Genomic DNA, 19,866 nt, shown 5'->3' on the forward strand with positions numbered 1-19,866 from the left:
CCCTCTACACGACCCTGTACATAGTTAAGGAGTACCTATGAAAACATTCACCCTGGCAGCGCTTATCACCTTAACCTCGTTAAGCAGTGCGCATGCGGCAGACAAGGAAATCACACTGGGGCGCTTTTTCGGCGCCTGTGAAGATGTGCCGGAGAAAATCGCGGATGCCACCGGCGAAGCCTGTATTATCCAGTCGATCATTACTGGCTTTAGCAACGAGAAAAATGGTATTTCGGTCAAAACCCTGCCAACAGATTGGGGCAATTATTATGACCAAATCAAAGCGTCTTATTCCGGCGGCACACCTCCGGATGTCCATGTCATGCATAAACACCGCCTCCCGGAATTTGCCAGCGTCGGTATCCTTGCTGAGATCACGCCTGACGATTATGCCAAGGCGGGCATTGACCCTAATGATTGGACAGACAGCGCCAAACAGGCAGTGACTTACAAAGGCAAAACCTACGGTGTGCCGATGGATATCCACGCTAACCTCTGGCACCTGAACATGGATTTGTTTGAACAAGCAGGCTTGGTCAATGCGGATGGTTCGCCGAAGCTGCCAACATCACCGGAAGAGCTGTTTGCCCAAGCCAAACAGATGAAAGAGAAAACCGGCAAGGATTATCTGGCGGCAGACTTTGCCCAATATCCACTTGGCGTGCGCACTGCACTGGCGCTGATTTGGCAGCAAGGCGGCAATATTTTTGATGAGAATGGTGTGACCGTGGATACGCCGGAAGCGCGCAAAGCTATCAAGGTACTGACCGATTTGTTTGACGCCAACTACGCCAATCCAAAACTCAATTACGCCGAATCGCAGCAGGCGTTCCTCGACGGCAATGCCGCTGTGCTCATTAACGGCACCTGGGTGGTGGACTTCTACACTGCGCAAGCGGAAGACAGCAAGGTTCCGCTTGCCGATTACCGCATCGCCAACTTCCCAACTCTTTTCAATGAAGGCGCAACCTGGGCAGATTCCCACATCTGGGCGATTCCGGCGGCAGTGAAAAAAGACCCTGAAACCTTTGATGCGGCGATGCAAATGCTGGCGTGGATCAACAACCACAATATTGATTGGGCGCGCACCGGACACATGGCTGTTCGCAACTCAGTGTTGAATGATCCAGCCTATCAGGCGTTGCCACACCGCGACGAGTATCTGGAAACCGCGGTGATTGCACAAGACAACCCGCCCTCGAAAAAATACGGCGCGATTCAGGACGTGCTCAACCGTGAGTTGCAGTCTATCTGGCTGACCGGTAAATCGGTTGATGATGCACTGGCAGACGCGCAATACGACATTGAAGATTTGCAGTAACCGAATCAAGATAATCAAACGCCCCGGCTGATACCGGGGCGTTTTTGCTATCACATATTCTTCAGCGGTTTAACCACTTCATCCAGACCTTCAATTTTCAGGGCGAGACAAAGTGCCAGCAATTTTCCTAATTCACCGTTCGGGAATCCCTGTTTTTCGAACCACAGAAGATACTCTTCCGGCAGGTCGATCAGAACACGCCCTGCATACTTGCCAAACGGCATTTTCATACGGGCAAGTTTCAGCATGTTTTCTTTGTCTAACATTGGACGGACACTTTCTTTGACGGGTACGACGGGTGAGTATACCCCGATTTGAGCTGTGTCGTAGAGGAGGGAGAGTCTGGAAACGTCGCCAAGTATCCGCTCTGCTCCAGACTCTTAAATAGAGCCGCGTTGTCAGTCGATTTTGCACACTTCACAGCCAAACATCTTTGCGTGCATCCAGCAGCCAACACAAAAACCCAATACGGCTTCCAGCCAGGTCAACATAAAGCAGATACCCAGAACGGAAAACAACCAGATATCCGGTAACTCTAAAAGGCGGAATGCCAAGCAAGTAATGCCCATGGCAGCACCGAGGCTCCAGGCAAAACGTTTCGGTTTTATCGGCTTCCACACAGGCTTGGATTTCATTGTCATGGCTGTACCGAGCACGCCAGTCGGACTCAACGGCGTCAGACCAAATACAGCCGCCATCACCATATCGAAAATCACATAGGGGCCAACATAGATCACCGGATCCCACTCAGGTCGCACTAACAAAATCACCATGGTCACCGCCGAGAGCATATTCAGCAGCCCGGCTCGTGCGCGGGTTGCTGTTTCATTGATGCGGAGATCACTTTCCCCCGGAATCGTCTGCCCCATCGCGAGCAAAGGTGAGGTAAAAAAGGTATGGTATTGTTTTAATTCATCAGTGCGCATAGAGATTTCCCCAAACTCTTTTCTTTTCAGTCTATACGCTCATTTGCATACCATCGTATTGATTAGCCAAAACTTGCCCACCGAGCAACTTTTCGCCCAGCCCCCAAGCAATCCCTTGCTATTACTCGCCAACTCACTAACTAACATCTTGTTTTTCATAACAATACAGAATGGCATGCCCTTTGCTCCCTCATTCCCCTGACAACATTCAACTATCAGGTAAGGAATACGCAATGCCAACTCCATGTTATATCGCCATTGAAGGCAAAACTCAGGGCAACATCACCGCCGGTGCCTTCACCGCAGATTCTGTCGGTAACATCTATGTCGAAGGCCACGAAGACCAGATGCTGGTTCAGGCGTTTGACCACATCGTGACCGTCCCGACTGACCCACAAAGCGGCCAGCCTTCCGGTCAGCGTGTCCACAAGCCGTTCAAGTTCACCGTGGCACTGAACAAAGCCGTCCCTCTGATGTACAACGCACTGGCTTCCGGTGAGATGCTGCCGCACGTTGAACTCAAGTGGTACCGCACCTCTGTCGAAGGTAAGCAGGAGCACTTCTTCTCTACCATCCTGACCGATGCCACCATCATCGACATCGATTGCCAGATGCCACACTGCCAGGACCTGACCAAGAAAGAGTTTACCCAACTGGTGACCGTCTCTGTGGCTTACCGCAAGATTGACTGGGAACACACTGTGGCCGGTACCTCTGGCGCGGACGACTGGCGTGCCCCGATTGAGGCTTAAGGCTTCCCGGTTAATGGCTCAACAGACCCTGTTGGGCCATTGCTCACTCACCCGCCCTTAGGCGGGTTTTGTCGTCAGAGGTTCTCTCTGGTTGTGTGGTGATGTTGGTTAGGGCGTGTTCATGGCTACAGATAGCAGTCTGCAATTTACTCTCTCGGTGGAAGGCTTACCGGACGAGGCCTTTGCGGTGGTCGATTTTCAAGGGGAGGCGCACCTCTCTGCCCCTTTCTCTTTTCAGGTCAGTCTGGCGAGCCGCAATGAGGCATTCTCTGAGATGGACACGGTCGACCGCCCCGTTTCCCTGATGCTCTGGCAGGACGGTGTCCTCCAACAGCGTTTTCACGGCATTGTCCGCCGCTTTACCCGTGGCGATACCGGGTTCCACCACACCCGTTATGCCCTGGAGATGGTCCCTGCCCTTTCCAGGCTTTCTTTGCGCCACAACAGCCGGATTTTCCAGCAGATGACGGTGCCGGACATCATGAGTATCTTGCTCCAGGAGATGGGCATTGATGATTATGCCTTTGCCCTGTCCGGAACACCGCTTCCCCGTGAGTACTGTGTCCAGTACCGGGAGACCGATTTACAGTTCCTTGAGCGCATTGCCGCGGAAGAAGGCATTTTCTATACCTTTATCCACGGACAGGGAAAGCACACGGTGTTGTTCTCGGACGATACCCAGACCCTCTCCCATTCCGGGCTGGTCATTCCCTATAACGTCAACAGCGGCGGTATGGCTTCTGAGCCTTTTGTCCGCCAGTGGCACTATTCGGTGCAGGCAAGGCCTTCGTCGGTTCAGCTCAAGGATTACAGTTTTAAAAAGCCAGCCTACGCCTTTTTGCAGGACCAGGCCGGTCACGAGATGGACTTTCAACGCAGTGACTATGAGCACTTTGATTACCCCGGCCGTTTTAAAAGTGATGCCGCCGGTAAGCCTTTCACCCAGTACCGGTTAGAGCACCTGCGCAGTGATGCCATCACTGCCACCGTGCAAAGTAATGTCCCTCAGATTCAACCCGGACTGCTGTTTGACCTCACCGAGCATGCCGATGAGGCCACCAACCGTGACTGGGTGGTGGTGTCCGCCCACCTGGAAGGCACCCAGCCGCAGGCACTCGAAGAGGCTGGCGGCGCAGGCATGACCACCTTCCACAATACCTTTTCCGTCATTCCGGCGCACAGACCGTGGCGGCCCAAACCCCAGCCCCGCCCTGTGGTGCAAGGGCCGCAAATGGCGATAGTGACCGGCCCGGAGGGCGAGGAAATCTTCTGTGATGAACACGGGCGGGTGAAGGTCCAGTTCCCGTGGGACCGCTATGGCAACAGTGATGATGCGTCAAGCTGTTGGGTGCGGGTCTCTCAGGGTTGGGCCGGCGGGCAGTATGGCATGATGGCCATCCCCCGCATTGGTCATGAGGTGATTGTCTCCTTCCTGGAAGGCGACCCGGACCAGCCGATTGTGACAGGCAGAACCTATCACGCCACCAATGTGCCGCCCTACCCGTTACCGGAAAACAAAACCCGCACGGTGCTCAGAACTGAATCTCATCAGGGCGAAGGCTTTAACGAGCTGCGGTTTGAAGACCAAAGCGGTGCAGAAGAAATCTATCTCCATGCCCAAAAGGACATGAACCTGCTGGTGCAGAACGACCGCAAAGACCACATCAAGCATGATGTCCACCTGACAGTCGACAACGAACGTTTTCAGCACATTAAGGTCGATGACCATCTCACGGTCGATGGCAACTCAATGTCCCACATTAAAGGGGACAAAACCCTTGTCACCGATGGTTCCTTCCACACCAAAATTGCTGAGGCATTACTCAATGAAGCTGGCAGTGAAATCCATTTAAAGAGTGGTCATAAATCCATACTCGAGGCATATACCGAAGTCACCCTAAAAGTTGGCGGAAACTTCGTGAAAATCGACCCCGCGGGTGTACATATTGTCGGCTCTACCATCAATATAAATTCCGGTGGAAGCGCGGGTTCAGGCTCGGGTTTTGGTGGAGAAATGCCAACGCTGCCTTTGGCGGCAAATGTAGAGCAAGCACCTGAAGAGATTGAGTTAAATAAAGCCACTGCGACGCAACAAGCGATGACCCCTCTGCTTAAATCCGGAGAAACTGGCGTCATATCTCCATTGCTTAAGTCTAGACAAATTGCCGCTCTTAAATCGAGCGATCCTGTATGTGAGGTCTGTGAAGAACCTGAGGCAAAAAAATAAGTCATGTCTGCCCGATCTATACCCAAGCCTTTGCCAGAAATTAAACCCAAACACGGGGAAGATCTTTATCTTATTCTGGATGGCTCTCAGATAAATGATCTCGAAAAATTACTCTACGAGATTGAGGGAAATCCCCTATACCTTCCTATCTACCTCAATGAGCCTTGGCGTCAACTAAAAGAAGTGACGCCTTGTGTCATCAAGGCGAATAAATCAATCTACGATTGGTTTATTTCTAACGCTAGCATTAACCAAGGGTATTTTTTCTCATCACAAGCAGATATAGAAACTATTGCAGATTCATTTCGCAGCTTGATTCAGGTACAGAGCCCATACGGTAGCAATGTCTTTTTCAAAATGGCGCATGGAGAAGCGGCCAAGATTCTGTTCCAAGATAAGAATCCGGATATCTGGAAAACAATCGAACAAGTGTGGATACCGACACGCTCAGGCTGGTATTACGATGAAAATCCCCAAGATCTACATAACCCAAGCGGGTCGACAATTATTTTAAATGATGAGCAATGGAAAAAACTCGGACAAATAAGTTGGCAAAACACACTCGAAAAAATAGAACATCATCTTACAAAGTGGTTTAGCGAAAGCCTTCCATATGTTGAACCAGCATGGCTTCAACAAGAAGCACAAAATGCCTACAACAAGGGTTTTTCATCAGAGCGAGATCTACTGCTCTATTTCAATGTTTTCGGCTTTCTAGGCATCAATGCATTGGATGATACGCGCCACGCAGAAATTCAAGCGCTTATTAATGTCCCCTCTATGGAAACGCCCTCTCAACGCATTCAAAAAGCATCATCTCTGGCAGAGCAATATGCGATGCAAAAAAACACTCAGGAGCAAGCACTGTGACCTCGGCGAATCTCGACGCACAATGTGGCGATACTAAAGATGCCCAGAACCCGACTGGGGTGTGTCCATTAAAGCTCGAAAACGTTCAACTGATCCCAGTTAGATATGGTTTGGTAGAAACGCTTTGCGTAAAAGATGAGATACCTGTTCCCTATGAGACAAAATCAAAACCCGTGGGTATCCGTCTCCTGAGAGACGGCTGGCTTTATATTCTGATTCAACATGATGGAACATGGATACTTCACGAATATCTCGTCAAAGACGGTCAAATCTCGTCATTGCTCTGGCAAGGCTCGGAAGTATCTCAAGACGTTCGAACGTCAAGTGCTGGAGAAGCCAACTTAGTTTTCAAGAAGTCAGATCTGCTCTACGCCTGCTATTCGGAAGTACAATGGACGGCACGCAAATGTTCTCAGGTTATTCAAAGTGACGATGATAGAGAACGGTTTTTGCAACGCGTTTCCCTGTCAGGCGCCGACCCAGCCAAAGGAAAAGAATACCTTTTAGCTTCACAGCAAGCGGCATCACTTATCGCAGAGTGCGCTGAAGCCCAAAATCCAGACCAGCAGCTAACAGACCTCGATTACTCATCCTATGAATGGGAACACAAACCGCTCTTCGAGAGCATTGATTTTTCGGTGCTGAGCGCCAAAGTACTGCCTCAATACAGGCACGATCACTTCTATCTCATCTTGAATGACGACATTGGTATTTTGAGAGATTTGGCTTCATACCAAGCGCTTGTTGCAACATCATTGGAAGAGTGGACATCCGACGAAGAGCAGTATCAAAAGTTCGTTGAAGGATGCTACATCGAATCACAAATCGCACTATCACCGGAAAAAGTGGAGCAGCTCGCCGTTGCGGTCGGTGATCCAACCTTTGCCAGCTCTCTCGATGATGACCAAAAACAAGCAGTTATTGAATGGTTAGAGTTTCAAGAGGAGCCCGGAAGCGATCACGCCCGGCTCAACGCATACAAAAAGATGCAGCTAAAAGATGCACTCGGAATTGAGCAGTGGAGAAAATACGAAGAACTTATCGGAGATATTGAAGAACACTACCAAAGGCAAATGAACGGGATAAGTATCTTCAAATTCTGGGACTCAAACGCGGGTACACCCGGCATTCGCGAGCTTATTCACGAAGAAGATATGATGATTTTCCTGAGTGAGCAACGCGAGAAACTCGATCACTGGCAAGCACTTTTAGAAACCATCTCCAAAGACAGAACAGCCCTGTTTGACAGATTTTATCCCGCTGCCTGGTATTTCGATGCAACCAATATCGATAGCCTTCAAAACTTACTTGCCGCTGAATATTCCTGTATTCAGGATATATGCTGGAATGATGAGTCCGCCGCTTTGGTCGCAGATAAATTAGACGAAATGCCTTGGATTTCATACCGAGCGATATATTCACTGCCCACTGAAGACTACATTAAAGTCACCGAGGAAATAGCAAAAAGAATCGCGCATATCCGCTCACTAGTGACGAGTGGGAAAAGTATTGAAGAAATTAACTCCATCGGTTCGCAAATTAATGGCTTGTTAGATGAACAGATAGGTGGCAGTGACTGGGGCACAAAACTGGCCGCACTTGATGAAAACCTGAGAGCGTTTGATTCTTTAATTGACGCCAGTTTCGCGCCAGCGAATACAATTGATCTCGCTAAAAACGCGTCTGCGCTTCTGGACCAAGCAAACTCAACGATGCAGTTCGATCCCAACGATATATTCAGAGACTTGAGAGGCAGTGCTTGGTTAGAATTCTTCAAAGCTTATCGTATTGAAGGACTTTCTGTTGTAGTAGCGAGTGCAACTGAACTTGCCGCGTTTAACAACCTCAAGACACAAGTAGAGAGCCTTAGAACAGAAAATCGACGTTTAAAGAATCAAATAAGGCAAGAAATTGCAAACCTGCGCAAATCAGGGAGGTCTATCAACCATGCTCTGTCAGTCGATGCCTGGCGTGCGAAGCTAAGAAACAACCAGACTCAACTTTTATCAGTGGAAAATAAACTGGCAGAAGCCATCTCGCCCATTGGTGATGGACCCGCTAAAGTCGGCTATAGCATTAAAGGTCTATCAGCAGAAATGCAAGCTGACATCAAGCAAATGACCGCTGATCTACAAACGGTAAAAAGCACCCCTAACTTTTTTGACAAATGGCGCGCTCCTATAAAATTCGGAAAGTGGGATCTTTTGTCTTTTTTACTGGTCGGCATTTCGATTAGTAACGCATATAAAGCCAGAAATAAGTCACGAGAAATTAGATTGGCAGAAATTACAGGTGCGCTTAGCGGCATCTTTGGATTTGCCCAAGGTGTGCGCGCTGCAACTGATATTGCTGCCATAAAGGCTGTAAGTAGCAAACATAGCGTCCTAGTATATGGCACCAACCTCGGCAAATGGACAACTTTACTCGGTGGGGGGGCATATGTACTTGGTGCGATTAGTTCAGGGACAAAAGCTTACAAAGCCTTTGATGCTTGGCGCAAAGGAAATACTAAAGCGCTAGTCACACTTGGAGGTGAAGGTGGGATGACCTTGATCAACGGCTGGGGCCTAGGCAGAAGCATTCATGTTGGCTTCACCGTATATCAAGCAAGTAAAGTTAGCAATTCAGCCACAGCGGCAGCTTGGGCAGGAAATGGGGCTAGACTCGTCTCAATGACCATTCGTTTAACTCTCGCGGGCGTTGCGGTCTCAGCTATTCAGTTAATCGCGACTGTTTGGTACAACCGGTCTAATCTTTCCAAGTACTTAGCGTGGTTTGAAAGCAGCGAATGGGGTAAAGATAAAGCTGCCAGAACAATGGGTGAAAGTAACTTGCAACTAGCCAGAATTTCGGCCAAGCCTGGCGCCGAAATCAAAGAGTTTGGACAAGGCAGAGCTCTTTTTCTTACTTTCCCAGGCTTGACGAGTGAAACACTGGATCTTGCTGGAGTGAACCTATCTGCCTACTGGAAAACGAACCTTCGCAACAATGATTGGGAAGCATGGACTAATGAGTTAGCGCAACAATGGGTTTGTTTAAGTGCCCCTGAAGAGCCGTTACTGATAGCCCTTCCTCTATTTGGCCCAGAAATCAATGCAGAGCACGGTATTGCTATCGAGCTACATTATTTCCCAACACCGGATGCGACTGAACGAGATATCTTACGCTTCCAAGCTGAGAGTTTCACGCGTGTAGGACCACTCAGTGAAGTCGCACAGTTTAAAGCGCGTAATGTTTCAGCCTACGATCTTACCCAGTTGACCACCCAGCATATCACTTGGAAAAGTAAATAATCATGTTTTGGAAAAAAAAGAAAAATCAGGATATTAATTTAGAAGAGAAAATGCCCAAGGCTGGAGAAACACGCGATTTTTTTGCAGGAGAAGCAGTATTCTTCTCACCAAAGCCACTACCTTCAGCGAAAATTGACATAACTTCCGTCATTTCATCTCCAACGATACTGGAATGTAACGACACCTATTTGAATATCGGTCAACGCAATCAGGGCAAAGCTTGGCAAGTTCAGATGTCAAATTTTCTAATTGGAATGGCAGCTATCGTAATACTTATTATTCTCATAATGTTTGGCTTTGAAGATATATCGAAATATGGTTCCTTTCTGGTTTCATTTTTATCAGCATGGTATGACTTAGCTGAACCTCTCATAATTATCTTTACCTTTTTATACAGCATTTGTTGGTATGTAGTTATCAAAAGCTCATTTGACTTCTCTCGCCAACGCCCTATACGCTTAAACCGAGAACGTCGAGAAATCTGTTATTACTCCGACAAGGAAAAAAAGCCCATCATAGCCCCGTGGGAAGAAGTGGTATGCTGGGTAGCAATGAACCGGGGTACCACAGGCAATAGCTTAGTCACACATTTTACCTTTGCTCTCGCCATTCCTACTTCAGACCGCAAAGACTATTGGATACTTCGCCGTCCCATTACCTCCATTTCTGAAGGTCAACGCATGTGGGAAACCATGCGCATTTTTATGGATGAACCGAAGGAAATGCGCCCTGTTCCAACGCCTTTTGTAAAAGAAGATCGTGCTTACTTTGACCAATGCCGAAGCGAGCTTTGGGAGAAGTTCAGGAAAGGCCCTAAACGTTTGTTTACGCTTAACTCAGAATTTCCATGGGTCTCTTACACTTCAATGTTTTTCTATTATGTGTTCCACATCTTGAGCGGCTGGAAACTGCCTTACTTGGTCTCAGAGTGGACAGATAGTCTCGCCAAAGTGAAAGTGCCTGATGACATTGAAGCATGGTCTCAGCCCATCCCAGAAAGTGAATGGGCAAAACCCAGCGAAGAGCTTTTAAAGCAGAAAGCCGCGATTGAAAAACACTTTGAAGCCGGGGGCACGCTGACTGACTTCGTCTATTCAGAAGACAATTCGAATGACACCCTTCGAGAGACGGAAAAAGCAGAGTAACTCACGCCAGATATTTTCATTATTCCAATGAGCCGAACCTGCGCCAGTACATTTGCATGCTGGCGTTTCCATTCTTCCGTCACAAACATTTAAATCTTCAACGGGTTTTACTTTCTTTTTTTATCAACTGATTAATTGGAAAAGTTAGCCAAAACTTGCCCACCAAGCAACTTTTCGCCCAGCCCCCAAGCAATCCCTTGCTATTACTCGCTAACTCACTAACTAACATCTTGTTTTTCATAACAATACAGAATGGCATGCCCTTTGCTCCCTCATTCCCCTGACAACATTCAACTATCAGGTAAGGAATACGCAATGCCAACTCCATGTTATATCGCCATTGAAGGCAAAACTCAGGGCAACATCACCGCCGGTGCCTTCACCGCCGATTCTGTCGGTAACATCTATGTCGAAGGCCACGAAGACCAGATGCTGGTTCAGGCGTTTGACCACATCGTGACCGTCCCGACTGACCCACAAAGCGGCCAGCCTTCCGGCCAACGTGTCCACAAGCCGTTCAAGTTCACTGTGGCACTGAACAAAGCCGTTCCGCTGATGTACAACGCACTGGCTTCCGGTGAGATGCTGCCGCATGTTGAACTCAAGTGGTACCGCACCTCTGTCGAAGGTAAGCAGGAGCACTTCTTCTCTACCATCCTGACCGATGCCACCATCATCGACATCGACTGCCACATGCCACACTGCCAGGACCTGAACAAGAAAGAGTTTACCCAACTGGTGACCGTCTCTGTGGCCTACCGCAAGATTGACTGGGAGCACACTGTGGCCGGTACCTCTGGCGCGGACGACTGGCGTGCACCGATTGAGGCTTAAGGCTTCCCGGTTAATGGCTCAACAGACCCTGTTGGGCCATTGCTCACTCACCCGCCCTTAGGCGGGTTTTGTCGTCAGAGGTTCTCTCTGGTTGTGTGGTGATGTTGGTTAGGGCGTGTTCATGGCTACAGATAGCAGTCTGCAATTTACTCTCTCGGTGGAAGGCTTACCGGACGAGGCCTTTGCGGTGGTCGATTTTCAGGGGGAGGCGCACCTCTCTGCTCCTTTCTCCTTTCAGGTCAGTCTGGCGAGCCGCAATGAGGCGTTCTCTGAGATGGACACGGTCGACCGCCCCGTTTCCCTGATGCTCTGGCAGGACGGTGTCCTCCAACAGCGTTTTCACGGCATTGTCCGCCGCTTTACCCGTGGCGATACCGGGTTCCACCACACCCGTTATGCCCTGGAGATGGTTCCTGCCCTTTCCCGGCTTTCTTTGCGTCACAACAGCCGTATTTTCCAGCAGATGACGGTGCCGGACATCATGAGTATCTTGCTCCAGGAGATGGGCATTGATGACTATGCCTTTGCCCTGTCCGGAACACCGCTTCCCCGTGAGTACTGTGTCCAGTACCGGGAGACCGATTTACAGTTCCTTGAGCGCATTGCCGCGGAAGAAGGCATTTTCTACACCTTTATCCACGGACAGGGAAAGCATACGGTGTTGTTCTCGGACGATACCCAGACCCTGTCTCATTCTGGGCTGGTCATTCCCTATAACGTCAACAGCGGCGGGATGGCTGCTGAGCCTTTTGTTCGCCAGTGGCACTATTCGGTGCAGGCAAGGCCTTCGTCGGTCCAGCTCAAGGATTACAGTTTTAAAAAGCCGGCCTACGCCTTTTTGCAGGACCAGGCCGGTCACGAGATGGGCTTTCAACGCAGTGACTATGAGCACTTTGATTATCCCGGCCGTTTTAAAAGTGATGCGGCCGGCAAGCCTTTCACCCAGTACCGGTTAGAGCACCTGCGCAGTGATGCCATCACCGCCACCGCGCAAAGTAATGTCCCTCAGATTCAACCCGGTTTGTTGTTTGACCTCACCGAGCATGCCGATGAGGCCACCAACCGTGACTGGGTGGTGGTGTCCGCCCATCTTGAAGGCACCCAGCCGCAAGCACTCGAAGAGGCGGGCGGCGCAGGCATGACCAGGTTCCACAATACCTTTTCGGTCATTCCGGCGCACAGGCCGTGGCGACCCAAACCCCAGCCCCGCCCGGTGGTGCAAGGGCCGCAAATGGCGATAGTGACCGGCCCGGAGGGCGAAGAAATCTTCTGTGATGAGCACGGGCGGGTGAAGGTCCAGTTTCCGTGGGACCGTTATGGCAACAGTGATGACGCGTCAAGCTGCTGGGTGCGGGTCTCTCAGGGCTGGGCCGGCGGGCAGTATGGCATGATGGCCATTCCCCGCGTTGGTCATGAGGTGATTGTCTCCTTCCTGGAAGGCGACCCGGACCAGCCCATTGTGACAGGCAGAACCTATCACGCCACCAATGTGCCGCCCTACCCGTTGCCGGAAAACAAAACCCGCACGGTGCTCAGAACTGAGTCCCATCAGGGTGAAGGCTTTAACGAACTGCGTTTTGAAGACCAGAGCGGTGCAGAAGAAATCTATCTCCATGCCCAGAAGGACATGAACCTGCTGGTGCAGAACGACCGCAAAGACCACATCAAGCATGATGTCCACCTGACGGTCGACAATGAGCGTTTTCAGCACATTAAGGTCGATGACCATCTCACGGTCGATGGCAATGCGATGACCCAGGTGAAGGGGAACAAGACAATAATCAGCGACCAGAGCATTCACCTTAAACAAAACACCGCGCACCTGGTTGATGCTGGCTCTGAAATTCACCAAAAATCCGGGGCAAAACTTGTCATTGAGGCAGGAAGCCAAATCACCTTAAAAGCCGGCGGTTGCTTCGTCACAGTCGATACTGCTGGCGTTCATATTTCGGGCCCCGTCATTAACCTAAATAAAGGGGGAAGCGCAGGCAATGGCAGTGGCTATGGCGGCATTGCCCCAACTATGCCAGGGCAAATTCCTCCCAAACCAGCCAACCCACTACCAATGTTGTCAACCGCACAGATTGCGACCATGAAATCCGCAGCTCCGTTCTGTGAAGAGTGTGAAAAATGTAAGGATGGGCAATGCGCGATCTAGATATGGAAGTCGATGCAAAGCTTCATTGCTATGCCATTTTCAACGGCACTGCGGAGAGTAAACCATTAGCCGATTTTTACCGTCTGGGGGGTAACGACGCATTGCCTCTTTGGCGCGGTACTCCCTACGCAAATTGGCATGAGGTTATGCCCTTTATCGCCGACGTTTCTGAACTGCAAGACTTCGTTGATTGGTCAGAAAGAGAAGCCAGTGAAGATTGGGGAATGCTGGTTACAAGTCCACTTCCAATCGCTGATATTTTCAATCACTTTCGAAGTTTGACTCAGGTATGGATGCCGAACGGTAGCCATGCCTTTTTCCGTTTCTACGATCCAAATTTCAGCATTGAAGTGGCAACGATGAGTGACGATGAACAACGATCATTGATCATGGGCCCTTGTCATCAATGGCTTTCAAAGCAACGTGAAGCCACCAACACCAAACCCACTCAAGTCGGTAGCGACAAATCATTCCCCTGGTGGGAAGTGCCCGACACTGTCGTTAGGAAACTGAGTGAAAAAGACAAATCTGTCCTTATCGCCAATAGCGTGAAATGGCTTAGGGAGAATCATGCAGATCTTTACTTCTCACTGCCAGAGCCAGCAACCAAAGCCAAAGTTGCCCGCTTGGTTGCAAAACACAAAGCTGAATTCGGCTCCCTGAACAGTTACATCAAAAATGCATTGGATAAAGAGGTGTATCGGTGAGCAGTAACACAATGACGATGGCTGACGTCGATAACATGTTCAGCACTATTAAGTCAGAGTTCGAAACCTCGATTGATGAATACCGCAAGCACTCAGAAAACTGGCTGTATGGCTGGGCTCTGGACATGGAGCAAAAGGTTATCGTCAACGATAACGAGCACTCCACGGACACGAATGATTCAAAGATCGAAGCTGACATCATCACCTGCCCCCTTGATGGAAAAATCACCCTTGTCCATTGCTTTGAAGCGGAAGCTTTCGTGCCAATCAGTGGTACGCCCTTCAAGGTACAACCCGTTAAGAAGCAGACCAGTTTTTTGTCTTCTGACTACGAGCCGGATGGCCCGGCCGTTTCCGGCACTATTGGCAGCGACGGTACCGCAGAAGTGATATTAGACTCGGCGCATCGCGGCAAACCCATCCGCATCACCTTTTACCCAGAGGTGAACGAAAGCGACATCAAAGCCATGCTCGACTCTTACGACCCAACAATCAGCAAACTAAGTGCCTGGCTCGACAAGGAATGGACAACGCAGCGCAGCGAATGGCAGATATATCTGTCAGATCCCATTGATGTGTGGAAAGAGGTCGGCAAGTTTTTCGACAAGATGCTGGACGAACTTATTGATGCATGGGACGAAATTGCAAGCTTATTCAAGCTACTCGCCAATCCCACCGAGCTTGCAAATCAACTTTCCAAGTATATGGAAAACCCTGAACTGATCGCCGAGAAATTAGCCTCTGCAAAAGGGGAATCCGAAAGAATGCTAACGCTGGTTAAAGATGAAGCACGATGCTTTCTATGCCTGAATGCCGTCATTTCATGGTTCAGAACACTCAGTCCACTGCAGATCCTTTCTTTGGTTACCGTCTCTCTCGCAGCGATTTTGGTAGAGGTGGTGCTGAGTATTGTCATCCCCGGCGGCGCCGTTTTAAGGAATATCAATCGACTCAGAGATGTTGCAGGTACTGCAGCCATGGTAGGTGCGTAAATGAATAAGAAAGCGCGTGCTGTAGAGGCCGTTAAAAAAATCAAAGAAGTGGTTGATATCACCAAAGTAGACGCAACAGAAAACATCGACACACTCAAAAAAGTTACCCAGCATGGCAATGGAAAGTTCAACGCACGGGCAAAAGCCACCCAGAGTGTAGAAGGGGAAAATCTAGAAGGTGCAACCTCGGAAAAACGCTCAGCGACTCAATCGACTCACATTACCTCGGAAAAAAGTCGGGACATCGATAACAGCAGCAGTACCACAGAAAAAGGCGACGCGACACAAGGTACCGGCAAAGATGCTCAGGAGGGTTGCCCTATCTCTATGGTGACGGGTGAAGAAACGCTCCAACTTAGTGATGTCACCCTTCCCGGTGTGCTGCCCTTTACCTTTACCCGCACCTACAAAACCTCTAGCTGTGAACTCAATTTGGGCTTGGGTTATGGTTGGAGTCACCCACTCAGCCAGTCACTGATCTTCGAAGCAGGAAAGCTGTTCTGGAAAGATGCTGAAAGCAAACGCACCCAGCTTCCGGAGCCCTCAGCAACACGCCCTGAAATCTATAACGACCTCGCGGGGGCTGCAGTTTTTCTGGGTGAAAAAGAAAACGAATATGTTCTTGCTCAAGCGGGACAACCCTTTCACCACTTCACCCGCAGAGGGAATACTGCCCAGCTAACCGGTCTATCAGACAAATACAATAACCGCCTGACAGTGGAATACGATGGCTATCAGCGCCCTCAAGCTGTCATCAACGAGCACGGCATCGCGCTCTGGTTTGTTTATCGAGACGGCCTCGTTTCAGCAATTGAATTTCGCACACTGAAAACAGAAGGCTCAAAGAAAGAATGGGTCACAGAGCGCACCAGCTACACCTATCACTACAACGATAACCAACAACTGGTTGATGCCCTCAATTCCGCTGGCGAAGGTGAGCATTACCAATACGACCAAGCCAACGTCATCTCACTACGCAAAATGGCAGGGGGTGTTGAATTCGGCTGGCAGTGGGAAGGTGAAGGGAAAGAGGTTCGCTGTGTTCATCACTGGAGCAATACAGGGTACGACACCAAATTCGAATGGGATAACGCTTCCAAAGCCGTCGAAATTACCTATTCAGACGGCAGTACTGCCGCCTACCAGCATGATGAAAACGCAAAACTTATCGAGCAGACAGATCCGGACGGCGCTGTCACTAAAAATGAATTCAATGAAAATGGCGACTTAATCCTCACTATCGACCCGCTTGGCAATGAAACCCGTCATGTCTACAACGATTTCCAACAACGGGTGATGACCGTATTGCCCGATGGTGAAGTGATTGAATACCAATACTGGCGGGGCAACCTTCGCCGGGTTATTCAGGGCAAGCGAAACTGGCGCTATAAATACAATGCGCAGGGAGACATCACAGAGAAACGGGATCCGTTAGGCCAGGACACGTTTTACCGATACAACGGGCAGGGCCTGCTGACTGAAATCGCCTATCCGGACGGCAGCAAACATCAACTTGCCTGGAACCGTTTAGGCATGCTGATAGGCGAGACCTATCCTGATGGTTCTCAAGCTTGCTATCGCTACGACATTTTTGGCCGAATTATTTTAGAGAAGTCCGCCATTGGCGCTGTAACCCAATATGAGTGGGACAACGCTGACAGGCTGAGTAAAGTGACCCTGCCTTCCGGTCAAACCAAGCATTTCGAATACAATGGCTATGGCAAGGCAACCCGCGTTATTGATGAAAACGGACTGGAAACCCAGTACGAGTATCACCCCAATACCGACCTTGTCAGTCAGGTCATTCAACCTGACGGCTCTACACTTCGTTACCAGTACGACAATGCGAAAAACTTCGTTACTGCCATCATCAACGAGCGCAACGAAACCTATCAAATCGATTACTTTGCCAACGGTTTGGTGCGCAGTGAAACCACCTTTGATGGTCGTCGATTTGGTTATGAATACGACCTCAACGGCAAACTTCTGAAGAAAACCGAAATAGGGACTCAAGGCACAAAACTCGAGACCGTTTTCGAACGCGATACCATGGGCAGGCTAACCAAGAAAACCCTGCCCGACGGCCAAGAGGTCACTTACAGCTATGACCAGTTCGGGCAGTTAATCAGCGTCGATGACGGAGAGACACCACTTGCCTGGCACTATGACTTACTCGGCAGACTGACCGAAGAACACCAAAACTGGGCATCGAACTTTTTCGAGTATGACTGCGTTGGAAATCTCTCTCACTGGCAATTACCTGATGCCAACAAACTCAGCTTCGAGCGCACTGCCGGTGGTGTACTCAACCGCATCATGCTCGATGATGAGCAACTGACCCGCCACCATTACCAAAATGGTTTGGAAACCGCCCGTAATCAAGGTGATATTCTCAGCCGCTTCCAGCATGACGAACAAGGACGACTCACTGCCCATACCCAGCATCAAAACGGGCGTCAGACGCAATCCCGCCACTATCTCTATGGTACCGATGGCAACCTGAGCGAGATGACAGATAGCCGATTCGGCAGTGTCTATTACGACTACGACCCACTATCACGTCTGAAGAAAACCCGTGGCGTTGTTGATGAGTCATTTACCCATGACCCAGCCGGTAACCTGCTCGAGCAAGCGATGGGCGTGGAAGCGGGAAGAAAACCGTTCAGCGTCGAAGGCAATCAGCTTCGGTTTCATGGCGACACTCACTATGAATACGACGAGTTTGGGCGGCTCACCACAGAAAAACGCGGCAAAGAACAAAGCCTTGATACGCACTATGACTACGACTGCCAGCACCGCTTAACTAAAGCCAATTTGCCAGATGGTTCATTCGCCACCTACAAATACGATGCATTCGGCCGGCGCATTGAAAAGCGCGTAACGGATAAGCTTGGCAACGTCAGAACCACCGAGTTTGTCTGGCAGGGCGACACCCTGATTGCCGAAACCAGCAACGACCATTACCAGACATACATCTACGAACCCGGTACCTTTAAGCCTTTGGCAATGCTGTCGGGCGAAGGAACAGATTGCGAGGTTTACCACTACCACCTAGACCAAATCGGCACGCCAACCGACATCACCGATTTACACGGTAAATCCGTCTGGTCAGTACAATACCGCGCCTACGGTAATGTGCTGAGAAAGCATGTCGAACAAATCTCCAACCCGTTACGTTTTCAGGGGCAGTATTTCGACGAAGAAACCGGACTTCATTACAACCGACACCGTTACTACAGCCCAAATACAGGGCGATTCATTACAGCAGACCCCATCGGTTTGGCAGGTGGATTAAACAACTACCAATATGTGCCTAATCCTACGGGGTGGGTGGATCCGTTGGGGTTGGCGCATCTAAAGGGAGCAGGGGCATGTTGTGGAAGTAGCGGAGGTGGAAATGGAGATCAGACACCAATCCATAATGCGTGGAATGAGTTCCAAAAAGCTCACAAAGGTCAATTTAATTCTCCTGCCGAAGCTTCTCAAGCATACCAAGACTTAATAAAAAACCAGTCTCCTTGGCCCTATGGATTTGACTATGAATCAACACGTCAGACTTATGACGCTGGTGAATTCAACATGATAACTAACGCTGGAAAACCTAATGAACCCGGTAGGTTTGGTACTTTCGACAGTATCCCAAACGAAGCTTATGGTCGAAATCAGTTAGCAATCAAAGAGGAATGGAAAGAGACACTGGACGATGTAACGATTTATCGAATCACGAAGCCAACAGAGTTTTATGTTGGACCAGTTGGTCCACAAATAGATACTTTGCCAAATGGGAAGAGAAGATACCTTCCCGGGGGTGGGACACAAATTCAATTTGCTGATAATTCACAGTGGGGTAAAGCCGTTCCAAATAGGTATAATAAGTTTACAAATGATGCTCACCTGGAAATCGTTGATTCAAAACCTCTTCCAAAGGACTGATTATGATATTTGAAGTTAATCGAGAATATTCCAACTTCCAAGTAACGAAGCTCGATATCACTTGGAGATATGAAGGGAAGCTGCAATCTGCCAGCTTTCCATATGACATCGCCATCTATGATATTGATGACGAACATGCATTCCTAATCGGTGATCTTGGTTGTGTTTATTTACTCCCATATGACAATTCTGAAAAAGAGTACTTTTCAATAAGCAGCAATACGGATCTAGAGTATTACTATATAGAAAAATCAACAATTTCCCCCACAGGGTATCTGATAGTTTTAAATCCTCTACGTGGGGAGCATTTAAATAAATGGGGCGACTTAGTACAATTTGAGTTAGATATAAAGAAACGGACCATTGGGAATAAAATTGGCATAAAGAGATAATGCAAACGTAGGGAACAGAGAGATCAATAACGACTATTTGTTGGGTCCCACATGAATGACTTTCAAATTTGACAACGTAACACTAATGCCTGAGAAGTAAAAAATTATGACAGATGAGCAACTATATGAAAATCTCTCTTACTTAATAAATAAGTATGTTTCAGCTAGTAGCAAAAAAAATATGCTGCTAAAAGAAATAGAAACTCGAGGTTTCTATGGCGTAAAGGGAATCCTCCATGAGATTTCCTCTTCAGATATTGGTGTAGATAGCAAAGACTCTGAATTAATAAAGGAAATTTCTTTTTATTTTGTATAG

The 19,866-nt window shown here is 49.0% G+C and carries 16 protein-coding genes; 13 read left to right on the forward strand and 3 right to left on the reverse strand.

Annotated features, from left to right (window positions below; genetic code table 11):
• Window positions 1–37: 37 nt before the first annotated feature.
• Window positions 38–1,321 carry an extracellular solute-binding protein gene (locus KU854_RS09865; protein WP_218358355.1) on the forward strand — a complete coding sequence of 428 codons (1,284 nt, stop codon included), beginning with the start codon at window positions 38–40 and terminating at the stop codon, window positions 1,319–1,321.
• Window positions 1,322–1,371: 50 nt separating this feature from the next.
• Here the strand turns inward: KU854_RS09865 and KU854_RS09870 are convergent, their stop codons facing one another.
• Both KU854_RS09870 and KU854_RS09875 read right to left on the reverse strand, forming a co-directional pair.
• Window positions 1,372–1,587, reverse strand: coding sequence for a DUF3820 family protein (locus KU854_RS09870; RefSeq protein ID WP_218358356.1), 216 nt, complete (start codon window positions 1,585–1,587; stop codon window positions 1,372–1,374).
• Window positions 1,588–1,719: 132 nt separating this feature from the next.
• The gene (locus KU854_RS09875; RefSeq protein WP_218358357.1) at window positions 1,720–2,247 is read right to left on the reverse strand and encodes a DUF4395 domain-containing protein; all 528 of its coding nucleotides are present in this window, start codon (window positions 2,245–2,247) and stop codon (window positions 1,720–1,722) included.
• 233 nt (window positions 2,248–2,480) lie between these two features.
• Between KU854_RS09875 and KU854_RS09880 the strand changes: the two genes are divergently transcribed.
• The 5 genes from KU854_RS09880 to KU854_RS09900 all read left to right on the forward strand — a co-directional run bounded on the left by KU854_RS09880 (window position 2,481) and on the right by KU854_RS09900 (window position 10,534).
• Window positions 2,481–2,999, forward strand: a complete 519-nt coding sequence (locus KU854_RS09880; protein ID WP_218358358.1) for an Hcp family type VI secretion system effector — start codon at window positions 2,481–2,483, stop codon at window positions 2,997–2,999.
• A 121-nt stretch (window positions 3,000–3,120) separates the two neighbouring features.
• The gene (locus KU854_RS09885; protein WP_218358359.1) at window positions 3,121–5,226 is read left to right on the forward strand and encodes a type VI secretion system Vgr family protein; all 2,106 of its coding nucleotides are present in this window, start codon (window positions 3,121–3,123) and stop codon (window positions 5,224–5,226) included.
• Window positions 5,227–5,229: 3 nt separating this feature from the next.
• Window positions 5,230–6,096 (forward strand): DUF4123 domain-containing protein, encoded by an 867-nt coding sequence (locus KU854_RS09890; protein ID WP_218358360.1) that lies wholly within the window; start codon window positions 5,230–5,232, stop codon window positions 6,094–6,096.
• Window positions 6,093–9,389 carry a toxin VasX gene (locus tag KU854_RS09895; RefSeq protein ID WP_218358361.1) on the forward strand — a complete coding sequence of 1,099 codons (3,297 nt, stop codon included), beginning with the start codon at window positions 6,093–6,095 and terminating at the stop codon, window positions 9,387–9,389. Before KU854_RS09890 ends, KU854_RS09895 begins: the two co-directional genes overlap by 4 nt.
• A gap of 2 nt (window positions 9,390–9,391) precedes the next feature.
• On the forward strand, window positions 9,392–10,534 hold the full coding sequence (locus KU854_RS09900; RefSeq protein ID WP_218358362.1) for a hypothetical protein: 1,143 nt from the start codon (window positions 9,392–9,394) through the stop codon (window positions 10,532–10,534).
• A gap of 97 nt (window positions 10,535–10,631) precedes the next feature.
• Here the strand turns inward: KU854_RS09900 and KU854_RS09905 are convergent, their stop codons facing one another.
• Window positions 10,632–10,862, reverse strand: coding sequence for a hypothetical protein (locus KU854_RS09905; protein ID WP_218358364.1), 231 nt, complete (start codon window positions 10,860–10,862; stop codon window positions 10,632–10,634).
• On the opposite strand from KU854_RS09905, the gene KU854_RS09910 reads away from it, so the two are divergent.
• From KU854_RS09910 to KU854_RS09940, 7 genes are all read left to right on the forward strand, one after another.
• Entirely contained in the window at window positions 10,850–11,368 is a 519-nt protein-coding gene (locus KU854_RS09910; RefSeq protein ID WP_218358365.1) for an Hcp family type VI secretion system effector, read from the forward strand. The genes KU854_RS09905 and KU854_RS09910 overlap by 13 nt on opposite strands.
• Window positions 11,369–11,489: 121 nt before the next feature.
• A complete protein-coding gene (locus KU854_RS09915) occupies window positions 11,490–13,526 on the forward strand; it encodes a type VI secretion system Vgr family protein (protein WP_218358367.1) in 2,037 nt (678 codons plus the stop codon).
• Window positions 13,514–14,233, forward strand: a complete 720-nt coding sequence (locus tag KU854_RS09920) for a DUF4123 domain-containing protein (protein ID WP_218358368.1) — start codon at window positions 13,514–13,516, stop codon at window positions 14,231–14,233. The genes KU854_RS09915 and KU854_RS09920 overlap by 13 nt, the downstream gene beginning before the upstream one ends.
• Window positions 14,230–15,225, forward strand: coding sequence for a Rhs family protein (locus KU854_RS09925; protein WP_336245243.1), 996 nt, complete (start codon window positions 14,230–14,232; stop codon window positions 15,223–15,225). The genes KU854_RS09920 and KU854_RS09925 overlap by 4 nt, the downstream gene beginning before the upstream one ends.
• The gene (locus tag KU854_RS09930) at window positions 15,226–19,158 is read left to right on the forward strand and encodes an RHS repeat-associated core domain-containing protein (protein ID WP_255555503.1); all 3,933 of its coding nucleotides are present in this window, start codon (window positions 15,226–15,228) and stop codon (window positions 19,156–19,158) included.
• Between the two features lie 2 nt (window positions 19,159–19,160).
• A complete protein-coding gene (locus KU854_RS09935; protein ID WP_218358370.1) occupies window positions 19,161–19,550 on the forward strand; it encodes a hypothetical protein in 390 nt (129 codons plus the stop codon).
• A 106-nt stretch (window positions 19,551–19,656) separates the two neighbouring features.
• The gene (locus KU854_RS09940) at window positions 19,657–19,866 is read left to right on the forward strand and encodes a hypothetical protein (RefSeq protein ID WP_218358372.1); all 210 of its coding nucleotides are present in this window, start codon (window positions 19,657–19,659) and stop codon (window positions 19,864–19,866) included.

The organism is Enterovibrio paralichthyis, assembly GCF_019209835.1.
Classification (GTDB): Bacteria; Pseudomonadota; Gammaproteobacteria; order Enterobacterales; family Vibrionaceae; genus Enterovibrio; species Enterovibrio paralichthyis.